This window comes from Arthrobacter sp. zg-Y1110, assembly GCF_025244865.1.
Classification (GTDB): Bacteria; Actinomycetota; Actinomycetes; order Actinomycetales; family Micrococcaceae; genus Arthrobacter_B.
In genome coordinates this window covers 191,256-208,393 of sequence record NZ_CP104273.1, presented here as the reverse complement: position 1 = coordinate 208,393, position 17,138 = coordinate 191,256, and the positions used below count along the sequence as shown (strand labels likewise).

General features: G+C 64.1%; 19 protein-coding genes. 11 read left to right on the top strand and 8 right to left on the bottom strand.

From position 1 onward, the window contains the following. Nucleotides 1-4: 4 nt before the first annotated feature. Complete coding sequence (locus N2K99_RS17850) at nucleotides 5-961, top strand: hypothetical protein (protein WP_227934277.1); 957 nt, start codon at nucleotides 5-7, stop codon at nucleotides 959-961. A 13-nt stretch (nucleotides 962-974) separates the two neighbouring features. Here N2K99_RS17850 and N2K99_RS17845 read toward each other — a convergent pair whose 3' ends face one another. Next, complete coding sequence (locus N2K99_RS17845) at nucleotides 975-1,226, bottom strand: hypothetical protein (protein WP_227934278.1); 252 nt, start codon at nucleotides 1,224-1,226, stop codon at nucleotides 975-977. 90 nt (nucleotides 1,227-1,316) lie between these two features. On the opposite strand from N2K99_RS17845, the gene N2K99_RS17840 reads away from it, so the two are divergent. The 3 genes from N2K99_RS17840 to N2K99_RS17830 are packed head-to-tail and all read left to right on the top strand — an operon-like array spanning nucleotide 1,317 to nucleotide 4,325. Then, on the top strand, nucleotides 1,317-2,132 hold the full coding sequence (locus N2K99_RS17840; RefSeq protein ID WP_227934279.1) for a ribose-phosphate pyrophosphokinase: 816 nt from the start codon (nucleotides 1,317-1,319) through the stop codon (nucleotides 2,130-2,132). A 10-nt stretch (nucleotides 2,133-2,142) separates the two neighbouring features. Next, entirely contained in the window at nucleotides 2,143-3,678 is a 1,536-nt protein-coding gene (locus tag N2K99_RS17835) for a nicotinate phosphoribosyltransferase (protein ID WP_227934280.1), read from the top strand. Further along, nucleotides 3,675-4,325 (top strand): hypothetical protein, encoded by a 651-nt coding sequence (locus N2K99_RS17830; RefSeq protein ID WP_227934281.1) that lies wholly within the window; start codon nucleotides 3,675-3,677, stop codon nucleotides 4,323-4,325. Before N2K99_RS17835 ends, N2K99_RS17830 begins: the two co-directional genes overlap by 4 nt. A gap of 53 nt (nucleotides 4,326-4,378) precedes the next feature. Here N2K99_RS17830 and N2K99_RS17825 read toward each other — a convergent pair whose 3' ends face one another. Then, entirely contained in the window at nucleotides 4,379-4,732 is a 354-nt protein-coding gene (locus N2K99_RS17825) for a hypothetical protein (RefSeq protein ID WP_227934282.1), read from the bottom strand. Between the two features lie 226 nt (nucleotides 4,733-4,958). After that, nucleotides 4,959-5,381: a DUF6283 family protein gene (locus tag N2K99_RS17820; RefSeq protein WP_227934283.1), complete on the bottom strand. Its 423-nt coding sequence runs from the start codon at nucleotides 5,379-5,381 to the stop codon at nucleotides 4,959-4,961. Nucleotides 5,382-5,498: 117 nt separating this feature from the next. On the opposite strand from N2K99_RS17820, the gene N2K99_RS17815 reads away from it, so the two are divergent. Then, the gene (locus N2K99_RS17815) at nucleotides 5,499-6,269 is read left to right on the top strand and encodes a hypothetical protein (RefSeq protein WP_227934284.1); all 771 of its coding nucleotides are present in this window, start codon (nucleotides 5,499-5,501) and stop codon (nucleotides 6,267-6,269) included. Between the two features lie 86 nt (nucleotides 6,270-6,355). On the opposite strand, the gene N2K99_RS17810 is transcribed toward N2K99_RS17815, so the two are convergent. Together N2K99_RS17810 and N2K99_RS17805 are read right to left on the bottom strand one after the other, a co-directional pair. Then, entirely contained in the window at nucleotides 6,356-7,498 is a 1,143-nt protein-coding gene (locus N2K99_RS17810; RefSeq protein ID WP_227934285.1) for a nuclease-related domain-containing protein, read from the bottom strand. A gap of 267 nt (nucleotides 7,499-7,765) precedes the next feature. Then, nucleotides 7,766-8,104, bottom strand: a complete 339-nt coding sequence (locus N2K99_RS17805; RefSeq protein ID WP_227934286.1) for a hypothetical protein — start codon at nucleotides 8,102-8,104, stop codon at nucleotides 7,766-7,768. 422 nt (nucleotides 8,105-8,526) lie between these two features. Between N2K99_RS17805 and N2K99_RS17800 the strand changes: the two genes are divergently transcribed. Beyond that, a complete protein-coding gene (locus tag N2K99_RS17800) occupies nucleotides 8,527-9,954 on the top strand; it encodes a hypothetical protein (RefSeq protein ID WP_227934287.1) in 1,428 nt (475 codons plus the stop codon). Between the two features lie 23 nt (nucleotides 9,955-9,977). Here the strand turns inward: N2K99_RS17800 and N2K99_RS17795 are convergent, their stop codons facing one another. After that, the gene (locus N2K99_RS17795; protein ID WP_227934288.1) at nucleotides 9,978-10,670 is read right to left on the bottom strand and encodes a hypothetical protein; all 693 of its coding nucleotides are present in this window, start codon (nucleotides 10,668-10,670) and stop codon (nucleotides 9,978-9,980) included. Nucleotides 10,671-10,781: 111 nt separating this feature from the next. Between N2K99_RS17795 and N2K99_RS17790 the strand changes: the two genes are divergently transcribed. The 3 genes from N2K99_RS17790 (at nucleotide 10,782) to N2K99_RS17780 (ending at nucleotide 13,224) form a co-directional block, all read left to right on the top strand. Next, nucleotides 10,782-11,123: a hypothetical protein gene (locus N2K99_RS17790; RefSeq protein ID WP_227934289.1), complete on the top strand. Its 342-nt coding sequence runs from the start codon at nucleotides 10,782-10,784 to the stop codon at nucleotides 11,121-11,123. Nucleotides 11,124-11,218: 95 nt separating this feature from the next. Next, nucleotides 11,219-12,322 carry a site-specific integrase gene (locus N2K99_RS17785; RefSeq protein ID WP_227934290.1) on the top strand — a complete coding sequence of 368 codons (1,104 nt, stop codon included), beginning with the start codon at nucleotides 11,219-11,221 and terminating at the stop codon, nucleotides 12,320-12,322. Next, nucleotides 12,319-13,224 (top strand): hypothetical protein, encoded by a 906-nt coding sequence (locus N2K99_RS17780; RefSeq protein ID WP_227934291.1) that lies wholly within the window; start codon nucleotides 12,319-12,321, stop codon nucleotides 13,222-13,224. Before N2K99_RS17785 ends, N2K99_RS17780 begins: the two co-directional genes overlap by 4 nt. A gap of 2 nt (nucleotides 13,225-13,226) precedes the next feature. On the opposite strand, the gene N2K99_RS17775 is transcribed toward N2K99_RS17780, so the two are convergent. Next, nucleotides 13,227-14,129: a hypothetical protein gene (locus N2K99_RS17775; RefSeq protein WP_227934292.1), complete on the bottom strand. Its 903-nt coding sequence runs from the start codon at nucleotides 14,127-14,129 to the stop codon at nucleotides 13,227-13,229. 107 nt (nucleotides 14,130-14,236) lie between these two features. Here N2K99_RS17775 and N2K99_RS17770 point away from each other — a divergent pair, with 107 nt between their 5' ends. Both N2K99_RS17770 and N2K99_RS17765 read left to right on the top strand, forming a co-directional pair. After that, a complete protein-coding gene (locus N2K99_RS17770; protein ID WP_227934293.1) occupies nucleotides 14,237-14,785 on the top strand; it encodes a hypothetical protein in 549 nt (182 codons plus the stop codon). Nucleotides 14,786-14,948: 163 nt separating this feature from the next. After that, nucleotides 14,949-15,239, top strand: coding sequence for a hypothetical protein (locus N2K99_RS17765; RefSeq protein WP_227934294.1), 291 nt, complete (start codon nucleotides 14,949-14,951; stop codon nucleotides 15,237-15,239). Between the two features lie 701 nt (nucleotides 15,240-15,940). On the opposite strand, the gene N2K99_RS17760 is transcribed toward N2K99_RS17765, so the two are convergent. Further along, nucleotides 15,941-17,125, bottom strand: coding sequence for a Fic family protein (locus tag N2K99_RS17760; protein WP_227934295.1), 1,185 nt, complete (start codon nucleotides 17,123-17,125; stop codon nucleotides 15,941-15,943). Nucleotides 17,126-17,138: the final 13 nt, after the last annotated feature.

The following is a 17,138-nucleotide window of genomic DNA, read 5'->3' as shown; positions in this document are numbered from 1 at the left end:
GGGCATGAACATCTTCAAGCGCAACGGCGCCAACGACAACCTCCGCAGACGACAGCCCCAGGGGGTGCCTTCCGGAGGTCAGTTCGCAGCCGAGTCGAAGCCCGAAGCCGGATCCGTCATTCTGGGGCCGACCGGCAGTGACCGCACCCAGGCACTCATCCACGAGGCCGGGAAGGTCTACAGCGATCCGGAGAAGGCTGTAAATGCCGCCATGGCCATCGAGGTGATGGAGGAAACCGAGCTGCAGGTGGCTCTCGCGGTCGGATGCCAGGCCAGGGGCAACGTGAAGGAGGCCGAAGCACACCGGACCGTCTCGACCCTGCTGGCTGAACTGCCCGTACAGATCCAGGGGGCAGGAGATGCATGGACTGCCGCAGAGACCATCGGGCTGTTCCGCACCCGGCTGGCCGACGGTTTCCGTGCTGAAGGGCACAGTGACGACCGTGCGCTGCGGCGCGCCGACGGACGGCTGGAATACCTGCAGCGGTACATCGAACACAAGGACCGAATCCGGACAGGGGCCACCGAAGCATTCGACTTCGACTACGGGGTCAGGGAGCAGGGGCGATGGAGTGCAGCCCAGGCAGATCAGCTCCGCGGCCGGCCTGTAACCGTGGGGAGGCGTACTGGTCTCACCCCTGAAGACGCCCGGGCGGCCATGGCAGCGAATGCCATTGCCGACCTGCGGTTTGATCTCCTGAGCGATGCCCGGGCAGGGTGGCCGGTTTCCGCCATGCACACAGACTCTGCCGATGCCATCAGGCACCTGCCCGAGGAGATCGAGCAGGCCGGGTCACGGGAGGATCGGATCGCAGCCGTCCAGGGCGCACGGGAGAGGATCCACGCCGTCCAGGAAGAGCATAGCGCGCTCTCGAGCGTCACACAGGACGTCCGCAACCATCTGGATGAAGCGGACCGGCTTCTGGGCAAGACCTATGACTGGGACAGGGCGGGCTGCTAGCGGACTTCCGGAGTCAGCTTGAGGCGCCGGTCCCGGCGGGGCCGGCCTCCGCCGTCAGATAGCTGATGAGGGCATCGTCTTCGTAGAAGTAGGCGTCGGACTGGACGCCGAGCCGGTACCGGAGGTTCTCCACGTACTGGAAGAAGCGCTGGTCGGATCCGGATCGCTTCCAGTCCGCTGCCAGGAGGCCGAGCAGTTCGTCGATGCGGGATTCGGGGCGTGGCGGTCCCGCGAAGAGGCTCTTATCAAGGTTCGGTTCTGACATAGGGGTGAGTTTATCCGGGCCGCGGCGAAACAAAATACCCCTCGTCAGGTAATTATCATCATCTGAAGATTATTCATGTACAGTGGAGGCATGCTCAAGACATTCGCCCAGGTCCCGCAGGGATTCACGGTTCACTCGGCCGCCATCGCCATGACCTTCCCCGCCGGAGAAGCTCACATCAAGACCGATGCAGCCGCCGGAGAAACGCCGCTGTACCTCTACCTCACCGGCGCAGACGCCAACGAGTACATGAGCGCGGCCATGTGGATCGACTACGCCCACCAGGGCGGCCACAAGGTTAAGGCACTCATCCCGTATATGCCCGGCGCCCGGCAGGACCGCGGCAACCCCTTCGGTGCCAAGGTGTACGCCAACCTGATCAACGCCATGAACGCCGACGAGGTCGTCTGCTTCGACCCGCACTCGCCCGTCATGCCGGCCCTGGTCAACAACCTCCGGGTTGTGGGCGCCGAGGACGTTATCCGCCGCGCGGTGCACACCGAGCTGGACTTATACGCCGGCGTCATCTGCCCCGATGAGGGAGCCAAGACCCGCACGGCCATCACCGCCGAAGCCCTGGGCCTGCCCCTCTTCCACGCTGCCAAGCACCGGGATTTCACCACCGGCAAGCTCTCCGGATTCACCTGCGAGGAACTGCCTGCCGAAGGCCGCTTCCTGGTCGTCGACGACATCTGCGACGGCGGCGGAACCTTCATGGGCCTGGCCGCCGCCACCGGACTCGGACCGGACCGCCTGGACCTGTGGGTCAGCCACGGAGTCTTCTCCGGCAACGCCGGCCAGCTCAAGGCCGCCTACGGAACCATCTACACCACAGATTCACACCCCGGCGCCGCCAACCCCGACGTCGCCGCGAACATCACCCCTCTGATCTCCCACCTCATCTAAGGAGCCACCAATGACGACCGCCACCAAGGAACTGACCGCTCCCGCTGTCACCGACGCCCTCTTCCAGACGGACGCCTACAAGCTCGGCCACATCCACATGTACCCCCAGGGCACCACCAAGGTCCTCTCCAACTTCACCAACCGCGGATCCCGCCTGGACGGTGTGGACCACGTCGTGCACTTCGGCCTGCAGGCCTTCCTGCAGAAGTACTGCATCGAAGCCTTCGCCCCGTTCTTCGACGCCGATGAAGACGAAGCCGTTGCCGAATACCAGGCCGGCCTCAACGACATCCTGGGCCCGAACAACATCGGCTCCGACCACATCCGCGCACTGCACCGCAAGGGCTACCTGCCGCTGATCTTCCGTGCCCTCCCCGAAGGCACCCGCGTACCCCTGCTGGTCCCGTCGGTCACCGTCGAATCCACCGAGCCGGAGTTCTTCTGGCTGGTCAACTACATTGAGACCGCCCTGAGCGCCTCCATCTGGCAGCCCTCCACCTCGGCCACCATCGCCGACAAGTACCGCCGCATCCTGGACGCCGCCGCCGAGAAGACCGGCACGGACGCTGGATTCGTCGACTGGCAGCTGCACGACTTCTCCTTCCGCGGCATGGCAGGCCTCGACGCCGCTGCAGCATCAGGCGCTGCCCACCTGCTTTCCTTCAAGGGCTCGGACTCCCTGGGTGCCATGGACTTTGTCCGCCGCTACTACAGCTCCTCCTTCGGCACCGACAACGGCCAGGTGCTCGGTTCCATCCCGGCTTCCGAGCACGCTGTCATGTGCTCCGGCGGGCCGGAAGGCGAAGAGGAAACCTTCCGCCACATCCTCGAAGCCAACCCGACCGGCAACATCTCCCTGGTCTCCGACGGCTACGACCTGTGGAATGTCCTGCTCGAGATCCTGCCAAGCCTGAAGGACATCATCACCGCCCGCGAGGGCAACGTCGTCATCCGTCCTGACTCCGGCGACCCGGCCGACATCGTCTGCGGCACCTCCACCCGCCCCGGCGCTGTGTTCACGGCAGAAGTGAAGACCTATCAGAGCCACCCGGCCTACTACGGAGTCGTGCGCCTGCTCGACGCCGAGTTCGGTCACACCCTCAACGAGGCCGGCTACAAGGTCCTGAATAACGTCCGCGTCATGTACGGGGACTCCATCACCCCCGAGCGCGCCGCGGACATCACTGCCCGCCTGGAAAAGGAAGGCTACGCCGCCGAGAACATCGTCCTGGGCGTCGGATCGTTCACCTACCAGTACAACACCCGCGACACCTTCTCCTCCGCCATCAAGGTCACCTACATCGAGGTCAACGACGAGCCGCGCAACGTCTTCAAGGACCCGATCACCGCCAAGGGCGCCAAGCGTTCAGCCACCGGCCGCCTGGCAGTCCACTACGACGACAACTTTGAGCTGATGCTCATCGAGAAGGCCACCCCGGAAGAGGAGGAGAACTCCCTGCTGCAGCCCGTCTGGGCCAACGGACAGTTCATCCGCCGCCAGTCCTTCGCCGACGTCCGCGCAGTGCTCGGTAACATCGCATCATGACCCTCCCGCAGCAGCCGCTGGTTTCCATCGACACCGTCCCCTTCCTGTTCCGGGACGGTGTCCTGGAGATCGTCCTTGCCGAACGGGTCTTTGAGCCGTTCCTGGGGCAGGCGGCTCTGCCGGGCGTTCTGCTGACCCCGAACGAGCGGCTGGCCGAAGCAGCGATGCGCGCACTGGACACCAAAGCGGGCATCGGAGCGGAATCCATCCGGAACATCACCGGTGCCGGAGTGTTCGACAATCCCGACCGTGACCCGCGCGGGCCGACGCTGACCATAGTCCACGCAGTCATCCTGGATCCGCAGGCGAACCTGGACCGCGAAGGGGCGCACAAGGTGCGCGCGGCGGCCGCCAAGGGGCTGCCCTTCGATCATGACTCCATCATTGCCCGCACCGCGGGGGCCGTCCTGGATGCACTCTGGGTGGATGCGGCGCTGACCCGCGCCCTGGTGGGGGAGCGGTTCACGACGGCGTCCGCGGCACGCCTGGCACGCGAACTGGCTGCAGCTGCCGGGCGCCCCGAACCGGTCACCAGCAACCTGGGGCGGGACCTGGCCAAGAACACTGCCTTGGTGAAGACGGCGGAAGCGGCGGCGCCCTCGGGCCGCGGCCGGCCGGCAGCCGGATGGTCCTGGAAGCAGGCCTGACGCAGAAAGCCCCCGCACCGGAGTCGATGCGGGGGCTTTCTGCTGTCCAGGGGCTACCAGCCGACGATGGATACCTGCGGGCCCACAGTGATCCGCTCACGGAGGCTGATTTCGCCTTCAGAGCGCGTCTCGATGGTGACACCGCCGTTCATTGCGGCGCCGTGGTTGTAGGCGTCCAGGAACGTGTCGAAGCGGTCGGAGCTGTACGTGGTGCCGGCCGAAAAGCTCTCGCCGGCCTGCAGCGTGACGGTTACCTCGTATACCGAGCTGCCGGGGTCGTTGGTCAATGCCGCCCATGCCGAGACGATGCTCGGGTAGACCTCCACTGACCCCGCCTGGGCGGGTGCGTGGACCAGGGCGGCAACGTCCGCGGGCTTTGCTGCGATGTAGCCGATGTGCTTGCTCATTCTTCTACTCCTAGGGGTAGCGGTTGGTGGTCATCCCCTCCGGTTCACGGAGAGCGGGCTTCAGTCTTTGGCTGTTCCCTGGTCGCGGATGGCTCTCTTGAGCCTGTCCTGACGCGATCCCTTTCGGGGTTTCGGCGTGTGCCGCTGTGCGGCGCTTGAACGGCGGAGTTCACGCATCGCCGCGGCCAGCTCGGGGTTGGCCCAGGCATGCTTCTTTCGGATCTTCTTACCGGCCATGTTCTGCCCGCGCTTCCTTCTGGCGGACGAGCTTGTTAATAACCGCAGCTGCGTCATCTCCTGGCTCACTGACCCGGGCCATGCCGTGCTCTGCGGCTGCCTCTCCGCTCTCGAACAGAGGCACGGTCGTGGTGTAGTCGGCGCAGGACGGATCCAGGTCCCCGGCCATCAGTCCCAGCCGGACTGCGAGCATGTCGGTGGGATCGCGGTGGCCAAGCCACCCTGAACACGCCTTGCCGTCAGCCTGATGGCACATGAAAACGGACACGGAGGTCTGCTCGTGCATCTCGCCGTCGTAAGCGGGAAGCTTGCGGTACTCCGATTCAGCCCAGACGCCCGAGGGTACGTTGCACCGGTAAGGGCACGACCCGCAGGGGCTCTTCCTGGGTTGGATGGGATCTGACTCGCTCATGGTTCTGCCTTCGACGACTGGTGGCTGGTTGCACCCCTTATGTGTGCGGACAATGAGCTGTCCCTGCCCGCCGCAGCCGAATGCGCCTCCGGACCGGCAGCCGCACACAGATAAGGCATGACGACACCAATGAACCGCCAGCCCCAGGGGATTCCCGCCGGCGGCCAGTTTGCGACCACCGCCCACTCCGAACCGGAAATCGGCATCCCGGTCCCTGCCCCTACCTCGGGCCCGGAATTCGTGGAGACGATGCTCCGGGTTGAGGGCGACTTCCACGCGGCACGGCGCCATGTCCAGCACGGCTACATACTGATGGCAATCAACGAGATGGAGCAGCAGTGCCCCAGTGCTGCATCCTTCACCCTGATCAACGAGGACGACCTCGAAGCCACGGAGATCCTTGATGCCGACGGAGAGCCCGTACCGGATGAGGAGAAAGACGCGATGCGGGACATCTGGCGGTACCGGGACGAGGACGACTACTCCGGCTACATCGGTGATGATGTCGACATCCAGAAAATTCGCGACGACTGGCAGGGCGAAGAGCGCGAGGGGCCGGGCGCCCCTACATCGGGCCCGGAGTTCATGAAGGCCGTCGCCGCAGCAGAGAACGAATTCTTCATTACCCGCCGAAAGGCCCAGCACGGCTACATGCTGATGGCTATTGAGGACATGAAGACCAAATGCCCCAGTACTGCATCCTTCACCCTGATCAACGAGGACGACCTCGAAGCTACGGAGATCTTTGATGCCGACGGGGAGCCCGTACCGGATGAGGAAGAAGACGCGATGCGGGACGTATGGCGCTACCGGGACGAGGACGACTACAGCCTCTACGTCGGCGAAGAGATCAACGTCCGCAACGTCCAGGACACCTGGAAGCCGTAGCCACACGAAAGCAGCCCTGCCGTTGATGGCGGGGCTGCTTTCCTCTCTGGGTCAGGGACCGGTTACGGCACCCGTGCTCTCTGCGCTCAATGCGTCCCGTCTGGGTGCCAGCCCCTGGCGTAATTCCGATCTTCCTCTTCGAGATATGCGAATTCCGACGGCATTGCTTTGTCGATCTTTGGCATGACGTACCGGCGCACCAAGTCCGCGAGCTTAGCCGACGCCATGCCGTTGGGACTCGCATGGACTGGCCTATTCTGCGTAGCAAGCACCTCAAGGAACACGCTGAGGTTTATGGCCGGAATTCCCCCCGGCCAGCTAACGTTGAAGATCTCCCCTTCGCCCTTGTCGGTGGGCATGAAGACAACTACCGGAACAATATTTGCCTTCGGGAAGTGAGCCCTTACCGCGTTGGTTGCCATCTCCATATTCCTGGAAGGATTGATTGCGTCCCCAACATGCCGCTTAGTTGCGCGATCCCGGCAGGAAATATGGTCATCGAAGTCGAAGTACTCTACATCACCTGATTTGTAGTTCTTCAAATCAATGAGGAACACGGCGTCTTCTGTTCCAATGATGCAATCAATGTCCGTCTCATACTTCCCCGGTTCAAAGCGGTCCATCGAAGGGACGGGGACTGACCAGGCGATGCTAAACCCCTTCCCGGTCAAGCCCAGCTTCATGAGTGCGCGGGCGAAGTTTTCCTCACCCCGTACTCCGAGCTCATTGCGGGCCTTATTCATCCCCTCGGCAACCATAAGTCCACCAGCGGGGACGCCTGTCCAGTGCCTGCTGGTTCTGGGGATCCTCACTCCCTCGAGCGCCTTGGGTTCGAACCCCGTCATCCGCCCATCCTGGGTGGCCTTCTCCAAGACCCCGCCAGCGAAATAGGGAATACGGTTGGGCTCGTAAAAAGATATAGGGAATTTTATGGGATTCGGTACCGGAGGTACTTCCGGCTTAACCTGTTCCGGCTCCTTGACCGGAGCCCTAACAGGTTCGTTGCTGAGATCAAGGAGGACATCCTCCTTTTTGAACACTGCACGGATAACCGGGAAGGTGACGAGCGCCTTGTCGAAGTAGAAAACGGTGATGCCTGCTGCGATGAGGGACAGCCACATCAGAGGGGTGCGCCACCCCTGGGCGAAGGCAAAGATGAGCGTGAAGAGTGTTGCCCGCCAGTAGAGCATCCAGCTCATCTTGATGAAATGAAAGAACTTTTCGCCCAATTTTCTTCCTCCTTGCTGTCGCTGACGGGGTTGTGCCGCCACAGCTGCTTGTTGTCTTTATTGCGGGTAACTGGATCCTGCCAATCAAACTTGTCTGACGCTTTTGGTTAGCGGTTAGACAGGTCATTCCCTCGCGTTGGTTTTTGGCCCAGAATAATGGTGCTGCAGTGCACCTGGGCGCCGGAAGCTTAAATATTGTGAGCATACACGGCAATGCCATGAAGGGCCCCGGCGTCGATAATGTCCGGGCCCTTCCTCATTTACGGGTCAGGGACTGGCTACGACCGGCTGAAGATTCTCAGCACGGTATGCCTCGATCTTTGCTGCCAGCTCCCGACGGTGGGTTTTGCGCTGCTTGTCGGCCTGCTTTCGGAAGGCGGCCAGTGCGGCCTTGTCCCCGCGGCTCCAGGCGTCAATTACTTCCGGCCTGTCGGGGTCATCTGCCAGATCTTCGGGGAGCTGGGTGCCGATGAACACTGAGGCGCTGCAGTATCCATCCGAGCCGAACCACTGAAGGGAAGCGGGCCGGGTTCCCTCACGGTATTTGAGCGGAACCTCCCTGCCGTAACCGTTGGCCAGGGCGTTTGCCAGGGAGTCGGAGGACATGAAGTGCCTCAGCTCCAAGCCGTTGTCGAGAACCCACAATCCAGGCAGAGGCTCATTGCTTCCATAAAAGGTCGCGGCCATAAGCCGGCACCTCTTTCTTGTGTCGTTGCCGAAGCCGCCGTGATGGCATCGGGCTGCACACCCAATGTGTGCGGACGGGCCGTCAACCCTCCCCGCGGCCAGTAATGACGCCGGTCCTTGGCCTGGCGGCTACGACCGTTTCTCCGTTTTCCGTCTCAGAGGTCTCGCTTCAAGGGGGTGGAATTTCACCGCCGATAATGAAGATTATCGGCGGTAGCCCTTTTCTAGGGTTTTGCTGACCGATGAACATGATTCCGCGGCGATTGCGGCATACTTCGACCTGAGGAGCGTCCCCCAGCCTTCCTCGCAGACATTGGCACAATGCGAAGGACTGGACTGGAATGAGCACTGCACGAACAGACACCGGGCCGGACCGGGAACCCGGCGAGCCGGCATGGACTGAGGTGTTTGTCTGGACATGGGCGCTGCGGGCTGTCCTGGCCGCCCGCGACTCATTGCGTCTGGCTGCCGTTCAGTACCTTGCCGCGGTGCTGTTTATGGCGGCGACCGCCGGACTAATCATCATGATTGCTTACATCGTCGCTCTCACCGTGATCGAGCAGGCGGGCGAATCCAGCTCGTTTGCACGAGCACTAAGTGAGAATGGGATGCCGGCTATCCTCGGCTCACCCGCGCTGTGGATGGTTCCAGCCGGCATCCAGGCCATCCTGCGGCGACGTCCCGGGACACCAGCAGCCCTGCAGGTCCTGCGCGCGATGGGTGCACCTGCCCGGGAATCCACCAAGGCCTGGGACTCAATCTTCAGGCCCATCGACCGGTTCCTGTCCCACCCGGTCCGCTGGTTGCTGGTGCGGCCCCGCAGGATTATTTACTTAGCGGCTCTGACGACGCCCGTGGTCCTCCTGTTTACTGCAGGTGTAGTGGCGCCGGAACAGGTCCTCAACTTGTTTGTCGACATACTTGGCGAGCTGGGGAAAAGGACTCTGCCCGTGGTGATGGTTGTCCTCTTCATACTCTGTGTCCTGGCCATGATCGTCTACGGACTCCTGCTCACCTATGTCTGGACGCGCTCCATCCTGGCGGCCCTGCCGGTGATTGTCCTGCACTTCTTCTACACCGTCACGCCCGAGATGTCGTTCCTGGCACCTGTCGCGAAGCTGATCACGTTTATGCCGGCGAATCTCGCAGCTGCACAGGAGTCCGAGCAGCTTGAGACCGGTGTTAGGGGCTTGTTCCTGGACGCCGCGGACGTATTCGTTGGGTCACCGGGTAACCCGACGACGATTGGCATGATTCTCACCGGCATCCTGTTGGGCTGGCTGCCGCACCTCATCGAGCATGCAGGCAAGCCCACCCCGCGCGAACGTGTGGCAGAAATAGGGTGGTTCGAAACGGCCTACGGTGCCGAGACTGAGCGCGGGTACCAGCTGGTCAAGACAACTGTGTGGTCTTCGGGACTGGCCGTGTTGGTTTTCGGGGCGCCGGGCTTCCTGCTTTTCATCCAGGACGACCTCAGGGCCGGCACTGCCTGGATAGCGATCCTCCCGGGCGCTATCGGAGTCGGGTTGCTCATCTGGATGATCCGGAGGGCTGTTGAGGACGGGTCCCTGCGCGGTGAGCCCTCTTACCGGTTCGCCGTGCACGAACCCGGTTCGTCACCGGCACCGGATCTTGGGTGGCCCGATTACCGCCCGCCCGGAGGGCTGGCCAACGTATACAGCCCCCTTGACCGGCTGCTTTCGGAGGCCGAACGCTACCGTGGGACCACTATGCAGCGCCCCAGGGCAGACCTGGTCGAACAGGATTAGCCGGGAGCTTTGTCCGCGGCCGGCTAACGCTTGAACAGGGCGTACTCGATCTCGTCTGCCCGCACCTTCCGGGATCCGTCCAGCCGGCCCGTGGCCTGCTCCGCCCAGTTGGCCACCAGCTCGCAGTAGCGCCCGTATGTCTCCGGGAGCCATGCCCCTGATGCGGCGCCCGGCCAGGCCTCTTTAAGGTTGCCCGCGACGACGGCGTCCAGAATGACGTAGCGGGGTACGGAGGCAGCTCCCTGGGCGAAATACAGGAACTTGGTGGAGAAGGCCGGGCCGAACCAGCGGATCCGTCCGGCGCCGCGGCTGGTGGTCAGTACGGAATAGACCTCCACTACCGGCGCGCCGATCCGGGCCTTCTCCCAAGCTGAGACGAGGAGCTCGCCGGCACGCTCCTGGTCCGCTGCCAGAGCATCGAGGCGAGCATGAAGCCGCGGGGCCCGCGAACCCAGCCCCCAGGCCAGGGAGTAATAGAGCAGCTGGAAAGCGTTCTCGACGGTGACCTCATGGTCGGCCAGGGAGAAGACCTCAGCGCGCGAGACGGCCGTAACCCCCGGCTCGGCGAGCTTTCCCTGCAGCGGCGGCAGCCCGCGGCTCGTGACGGCTTCCCGCCAGCGGCCGGCAAAGACGGGCACTGACTGGGCCAGCACGACCTCCTGACCCGGCAACGAGGCGAAGACCTCAGTGGGCAAAGGGGCATCGACATCAATCATGGGCTAGACCCTACCGGTCGCGCTCTCCCATCCCGGGCTGAATGGCAGATCAGACCACCATGGAACCGGTCAACGGCGAGAGCCCCACCCCTTTCCGCACACATAGGGAGTATGAGAATCCTTGCAGTCACCACGACCGAAGCCAACGGCACCGTCACCGGTGTCCACCCCGACAACACCGCCGCCGAAGCCGCACGGCAGCCCGGAGAGGAACTGGGACGCGGGACCATGGTTCTGCAGGCCCGTGAGTTCTTCCGCCTGAAGGGACCGCATTCCGTGGCAACCTTCGACTTCGCCGAGGCCTACGCGGCAGCCGCGGCCGCCGGCACCGAGGTCCTGGTCCGGATGCCGACCAATCCGCTCAAACGCTCCGCCTCCGTTCCGCGCAACGAACGCTATTACCAGGACCGGCCCGTGGTCCATGCCCTCAGCACCCGCTCCAAAAGGGCTTAACCCGCATCCGGAACCCAGCCTGGCAGGCCCCGGGAATTGGGGAATGTCAGTGGTCTCCGATAGGACTGTTTCCCTAGGAACTACCGGGAGCACTAATGACCGTCATCGCAGTACCCGCAGGCAGGGAACTCAGCCCGGCCGATGCGGCGCGCGTCCAGGAGGCACTGGATAACTCCATCTCCGACGCCACGAAGACCGCCTACGCCTCGGACTGGCGGGCCTTCACCGAATGGTGCCTCACCAGCGGGTACAACCCCATGCCGGCCACGGCCGAAACCGTGATCGCGTACCTGACCTTCATGGCGTCCTCAATACGCCAGGACGGGAAGGCAGCCTATGCGCCGTCAACCATCGTGCGCAGGGCCTCCTCCATCAACGCCCAGCATGTTGCCGCCGGTGTGGCCCCTCCCGGCGCCGACGGCCGCGTGACCAGGGCCCTGAAAGCCATCAAGCGCGCCCGCACCGAACCCCAGCGCCGGGTCGCACCGCTGCTGACCAGCGACATCCGCCTGCTGCTCGAAGGCACCAAGGACCGGACCTGGCCCGACGGCGTGGCCGCGGTCAGGGATGCTGCGCTCCTGCTGTCCGGGTTCGCCGGCGCCTTCCGCCGCTCCGAACTGGCGGCCCTGAACATCTCCGACGTCATCCCGGACCTCTCCGACGGCGTCTACCTGCGCGTCCGCCGGTCCAAGACCGACCAGGAAGGCCAGGGCCAGATCAAGGGCCTTCCCTACGGGGTCCACCCGCTCACCTGCGCCCCATGCGCGATCTACCGGTGGCTCGACCTGCTGGAAGCTGCAGACGGACCTGACGGGCGCCCCGGGCTCATGCGTGCCCTGCGCAGGTCCGGCCAGCCCACCTCGCATATCTGCCGTGACGGCCGGCACCGGCGGCGGACCGACGATGAAACGCCCCTGTTCCGGTCCCTGGCCGGGGGAGGAGTCATCAAGACCTCGCGCATGTCCGGCCATGCCGTCAATGAAGCCATCAAGCGCCGTGTTGCTGCCGCCGGGCTGGATCCCGCCCAGTACGGAGGCCACTCACTGCGGGCAGGCTTTGTCACCCAGGCCTTCAAATCGGGTGCCGACTCGCGCTCGGTCCGCCGGCAGACCGGACACACCGGGGATGCCATCCTGGCCGTCTACGACCGGGAGAACGCACCGCTGGAAGGCAACGCCGTCAGGAACATCGGGCTGTGACGGCAACAGCCGCGCGGCCCCGACACGCTTCCGCTGAATGGTCGCTGTTCGACGACTGGTGCATGGCCGCAGACCTGCAGCCCCTGCCGGCGGCGGCGGAAACCGTTGCAGAGTTCTTCCGGGAAGTGCCCGCAGCCGGAACCACCCGCATCCGGCGCCTGCAGGCAATCCGCCGTGCCCACCGGGAAGCCGGGCTGCCGCTGGCTCTGCCCGCACACGAGCAGGCAATCCCGTGGAGAAGCGGGAAGGGCTGGCTGGAGCTGGACGACACCCTGCGCCGTGCACCCCTTAAGGGATGGCCGAACGGACTGGCCGCACGCCGGGACATGTTCCTGGTGGTGCTGATCGGCGAATGCGGATACTCCCGGGAGGATGCGCGGACGGTGAAACTCGGCGATGTCCGCCAGGACCGCACCGGTGCCTGGTACATCCGCGACCGCCGGATACCGTGCACCCCTGAAGCCGGCCCCTGCCCCTCCTGCGCCGTCGCCCGGTGGATGAAGGTGCTGGAAATATGGGATTCCTGGGGCCGCTATTCCGTGCGCGAACACGTTGCCGGATACCGGCCGGTCGATGACCACGAATGCCTGGATCCGGTCGGCCACGAAGGCATCATGGCCCATACGCTGCTGCCCGGGATCGACCGGCACGGATGGCTGGCCGACTGGGAACCCATGTCCGCACGCAGCATCTCGGCAGTGCTGGCCTACCGCCAGGACGAAGCCCGGTGGCCCCATGACCCGCAGCCGGCGTTCAGGACGGGCCCTGCCGAACGCCCCGACTTCCAGCGCACCAGCATGCAGGACCTCACCGAACTGCTCGACGACCTCGACGATAAAGCTGCCGAAGCACTCCGGCGGTCCGAAGCTGCCATGAAAGCAGCCCTGTCCACCTCGTTCTGAAGCTACCGGCCGGTACCGAACGCATGGGCCATGGCGCAGGCGAGATACGCCTGGGCATGGTTGGACGCCAGATGCAGCTCCGGGTGGGTTCCCTCAACCAGTGAACGCAGCTCGGGCCCGTCCCGGAAGGGGAGGGCGAGCAGCCGGTCCGCTTCCCACCTATCGCCTGCGCCGGCGGCCGAATCCCAGACCTGATTGAACGTCATGGGCAGGTACGCCAGGAACGAGAAGACCGGCTGCCACCGCAGGGTATCCAGGAAGAAGCCGGTCGGAATGATGTCCGCAGTGTGGACATCGAGCTCCTCGATAAGCCCGCGGGCGGCGGCCGCTGCGGCGCTGACGGTCCCGTCGGATCCGACATCAGCCGGGAGCATCCCTTCGGCGATGACATGGACGTTGTCACGGTATTCCGCCCGGCTGCCTGCGGCAACGAAGGTCCGACGCCGGACGCCCAGGACGATGAAACCGTCAGAGGTCACCGGCACGACACCGCAACCGGCTTTGGCCGGAGCCGGAAGGCCGGCGATGTCCGCAGGGCTTTCCAGCGCGGAATTCCAGCGTTCACGAAGCGTGGACCCGGTGCCCGGGATGGTTGACGATTCACCTGCCGTAAGTTCGCGGTCCAGGCTGCCGCTCGATGCAGCCCACCGGTGGTAGGTGGTCACGGCCGGCGCCAGTTCCCAAACGCCGTCTTCGGCCAGCTGCGCTGAGGCCACGGAAAGGGCCTCATCGTCGGTGAACATGACCTTTCGGGAGGCGGCGGCCGCCGCCATTTCGCCCAGACGCTCTTCCTTGAGCACACCCCAGGACTGCGGATCAAAGCCGGATGCCACCGTGCCGGTGAAACGGGCGGTCGTACCGACCATGATGATGTCGCTGACGTTGGATGCAAGAGATTCATTCACGCAACCCTGTGTGCGGCCGCACAGGAAAGCGCGCGCATCGGCCGTGACGCAGTGCGGCGGCTTTCGTGGAAGAATCCCCGGCAAGAGCTCTCCACCTGGAAGGACCCATGAGCGAAAACGCAGCACCTACGCCGTCCCCGATGTCGCAGAAGCAGGAAGACTTCCTTCTGCTCCTGGAGCGTCGGGTTTGGGGCAGCCGGGAAGCACCCCAGCGGCTTGCGGAATTTCGGCAATCCTGCGGAGGCTCTCCGACAACCGCGCAGGCATCGGCTGAGATCAAGAAGCTCCAGGGCCTCGAGGCAAGCCGCCCCAAGCCAGCCGGGCGCAGGAGGACGGACGCTCCGGAAGGGTGCTATGGCGTCTACAAAGACGGCTCCATAGTCCTGGTAAAGCTCTCAAAGCCCACGGAGGGCAAGTGGGCCGGCTACAACTTCCTGACCACTGTGCCCATCATTCCCGAGCAGGAACCTGAACCCGTCAGAGGTGAAGAGGCCAGGCTCATCCTCGAAGAGATCCAGGCAGAACCTTCCGCTTCCGCCACCGAGTTCGGGAGGATCACCCGCCACTGTCCGTTCTGCCGCCGCAAGCTTTCGGTTGCCTACCTTCAGGCAGGAGTCGGGATACATAGCGAGTGCAGGGCGAAGGTCGAGCTGTAGACCGCGGACCAGGTGGGGAGACTTCCCCAACCTGCCGCACACATAGAAGACATCGAACGCCGGATAGGAACCGGCAGGGCTCACGGAACCGCTGCAGCGGCCCCGGATCGTTACCGGGAAGCCCACTGACACCGATCTACTCCACTTCAATGCAAGGTACAACATGACTTCGAATCAGAACACAGCAGGCGAGAGCTCGAACTCCGTCTCAGCAGTGGACTTTGTCGGGCGACCCCTCAAGGTTGGTGACAAGGTGGCTTACGCTACTGCGAACGTCCAAGGTACTACTGACCTGCACTCTGCATGGATCATCAATCTCAGGACAGTAACCTCCAACACGTACGGCAGCGCTCGTGAATGTGCTGTAGCCGATCTGAGCTACGAGTCCGGTAGCTCGACCACGACGGATGATTATCAGGCAGCTTCCGAAATCATCCTGGTGGAATCTGCTTAAGCTGGGGACAGCTTGGGATCGTAGTTTCCCATCCTGGGTGAAGGCCGGAGCACGTCTCCGCCCCCGGCGATGGGTGTAGGGCCAGCCGGCTTTGAGACCGCCGGCATGGTGGGCCGGACATGAGACCCCGGCCAGGGCTAATGGAACCGCCATGGCGGTGCCGGATCGTTACCGGCAAGCCCACGGACTGGAACGGCGTATGCCGCAACGGACGAGCAAGGCCCGAATACAGCGCTAGGCGGGCCCCTCGGAACCGGGCGGAGACCATTGCCGTTGAACCCGACGAGTAAAAGCACGTGTCCTAGGAACCGCGTGTAATAGGGATAGGGGATTCCTGCCTAACGGCCGGCCAGTCACCAACTTTGTCTGTGCCCGCGATACCCCGGGGCACGGCCGCGGCAGCCCGTAGCTCAATAACGAGAGCAGGAAGCCAACCGTATGCAGGTGAGAGTCCTGCCGGGCCCGCGGACGTCCGGAGTGTCGAAGATGCAGGCATGGGCCCGGGACGCCGGGCGCGCACTGAAGCTCACACCTGGAAGAGCGCCGGGCTGGCACACCGGAGGCGGCGAAGTTCAAATCCTCGCCAGTGCCACCAAGCCCCGCCGCAGGGAAACCGCGGCGGGGCTTTTCCATCTCCTGTCACAAACACCAAGGCACAAACACCAAGGCATGCACCGAGGCGGCGGCGGCCGTCCTGGTGATCAGGCTGCCGGGACGCTCAGGCGCTTGGTCAGGCGTTCAACCTCATCGAGCACTTCGGTTGCAGCCCATGCCCGGTAGCGTTTGCTCTTTGTCAGCGGGTGCAGGACCCCGGCTTCCGTCAGGCGGTCCAGTGCGCCGTATATGGATGGGGTGGCGACACCGGCTATGCCCGCTGCCGTCTCGGCGTCGAAGACCGGCACCTCCAGCAGGCTGGCGATGAGCTTCTCGTCGGCACTGCCACGCCGCGGACGGGCGGCATCCATCCATTCGGCCGGGAGATCCTCAAGCCTGTGAATCGACTCGCGGGACGCCTCGACAGCCAGCACAGCCGAGGAGGCCAGATAGACCACGAACGGTTCGAGATCCCCTGTGCGGTAAGCATTGACCAGGGAGAAGTAGCAGTCGACGTCGGCGACCATGGCCGAGGCGATGGGCGTAACGGTCTGTCTGGTGAGGTTCCTCCGGCGGGCTATTGACCCGATGATGGCGCGGCCGATCCGGCCATTACCGTCCGTGAAGGGATGGATCGACTCAAACTGGGCGTGCGCGATGGCAGCCTGGGCCAGGACGGGGATGTCGGAGCGGTTGCAGAAGGACAGCAGGTCATCCATGAGCCCCTGGACCTCATCCGGCACCGGAGGGATGTGGATGGCGTTCAGCGGCGTGTAGTCGCTGCCGCCGATCCAGTTCTGCACATCGCGGTATCGGCCGGCGTATTTGAAATCGACCGGGTCGTCCTTCATGAGCGTGTGATGGGCCTTGAGCAGGGCTTCGCTGCGAACGGATCCGGTGGCGCCGGCATCGGCAATCATGGAGGCAATAGCATCGGTGGCAGCAACAACGGACCTTGCGTTCTCAGATGCTTTGACGCCGACGATAGCGCGGGCGACGTCGTCCCTGGCGGCCTCGACATGCTCGATCTTGGAAGAGGAGACGGCTTCGCTCCGGAGCAGGAAACCGCTGATGGCCCTCATCCGGGGACCGGAGACAGCATCCAGAGCAGCCATGGCCACGGCCGCCTCCTCCAGCAGGACCATGGTTTCGCGTTCCGGGTAGTAATGAACCCCGGCAATCCTGGGCGGCACAGAGGGGCTGATTTCCGCCAGCATCCGGTCTTCCCGCGGCACCCTTCCACTGGGTTTGTATGGAACGGTGGTGAATTCGTGAGCGGGCCAGGGCCCCATGAGCTTCTCCTAA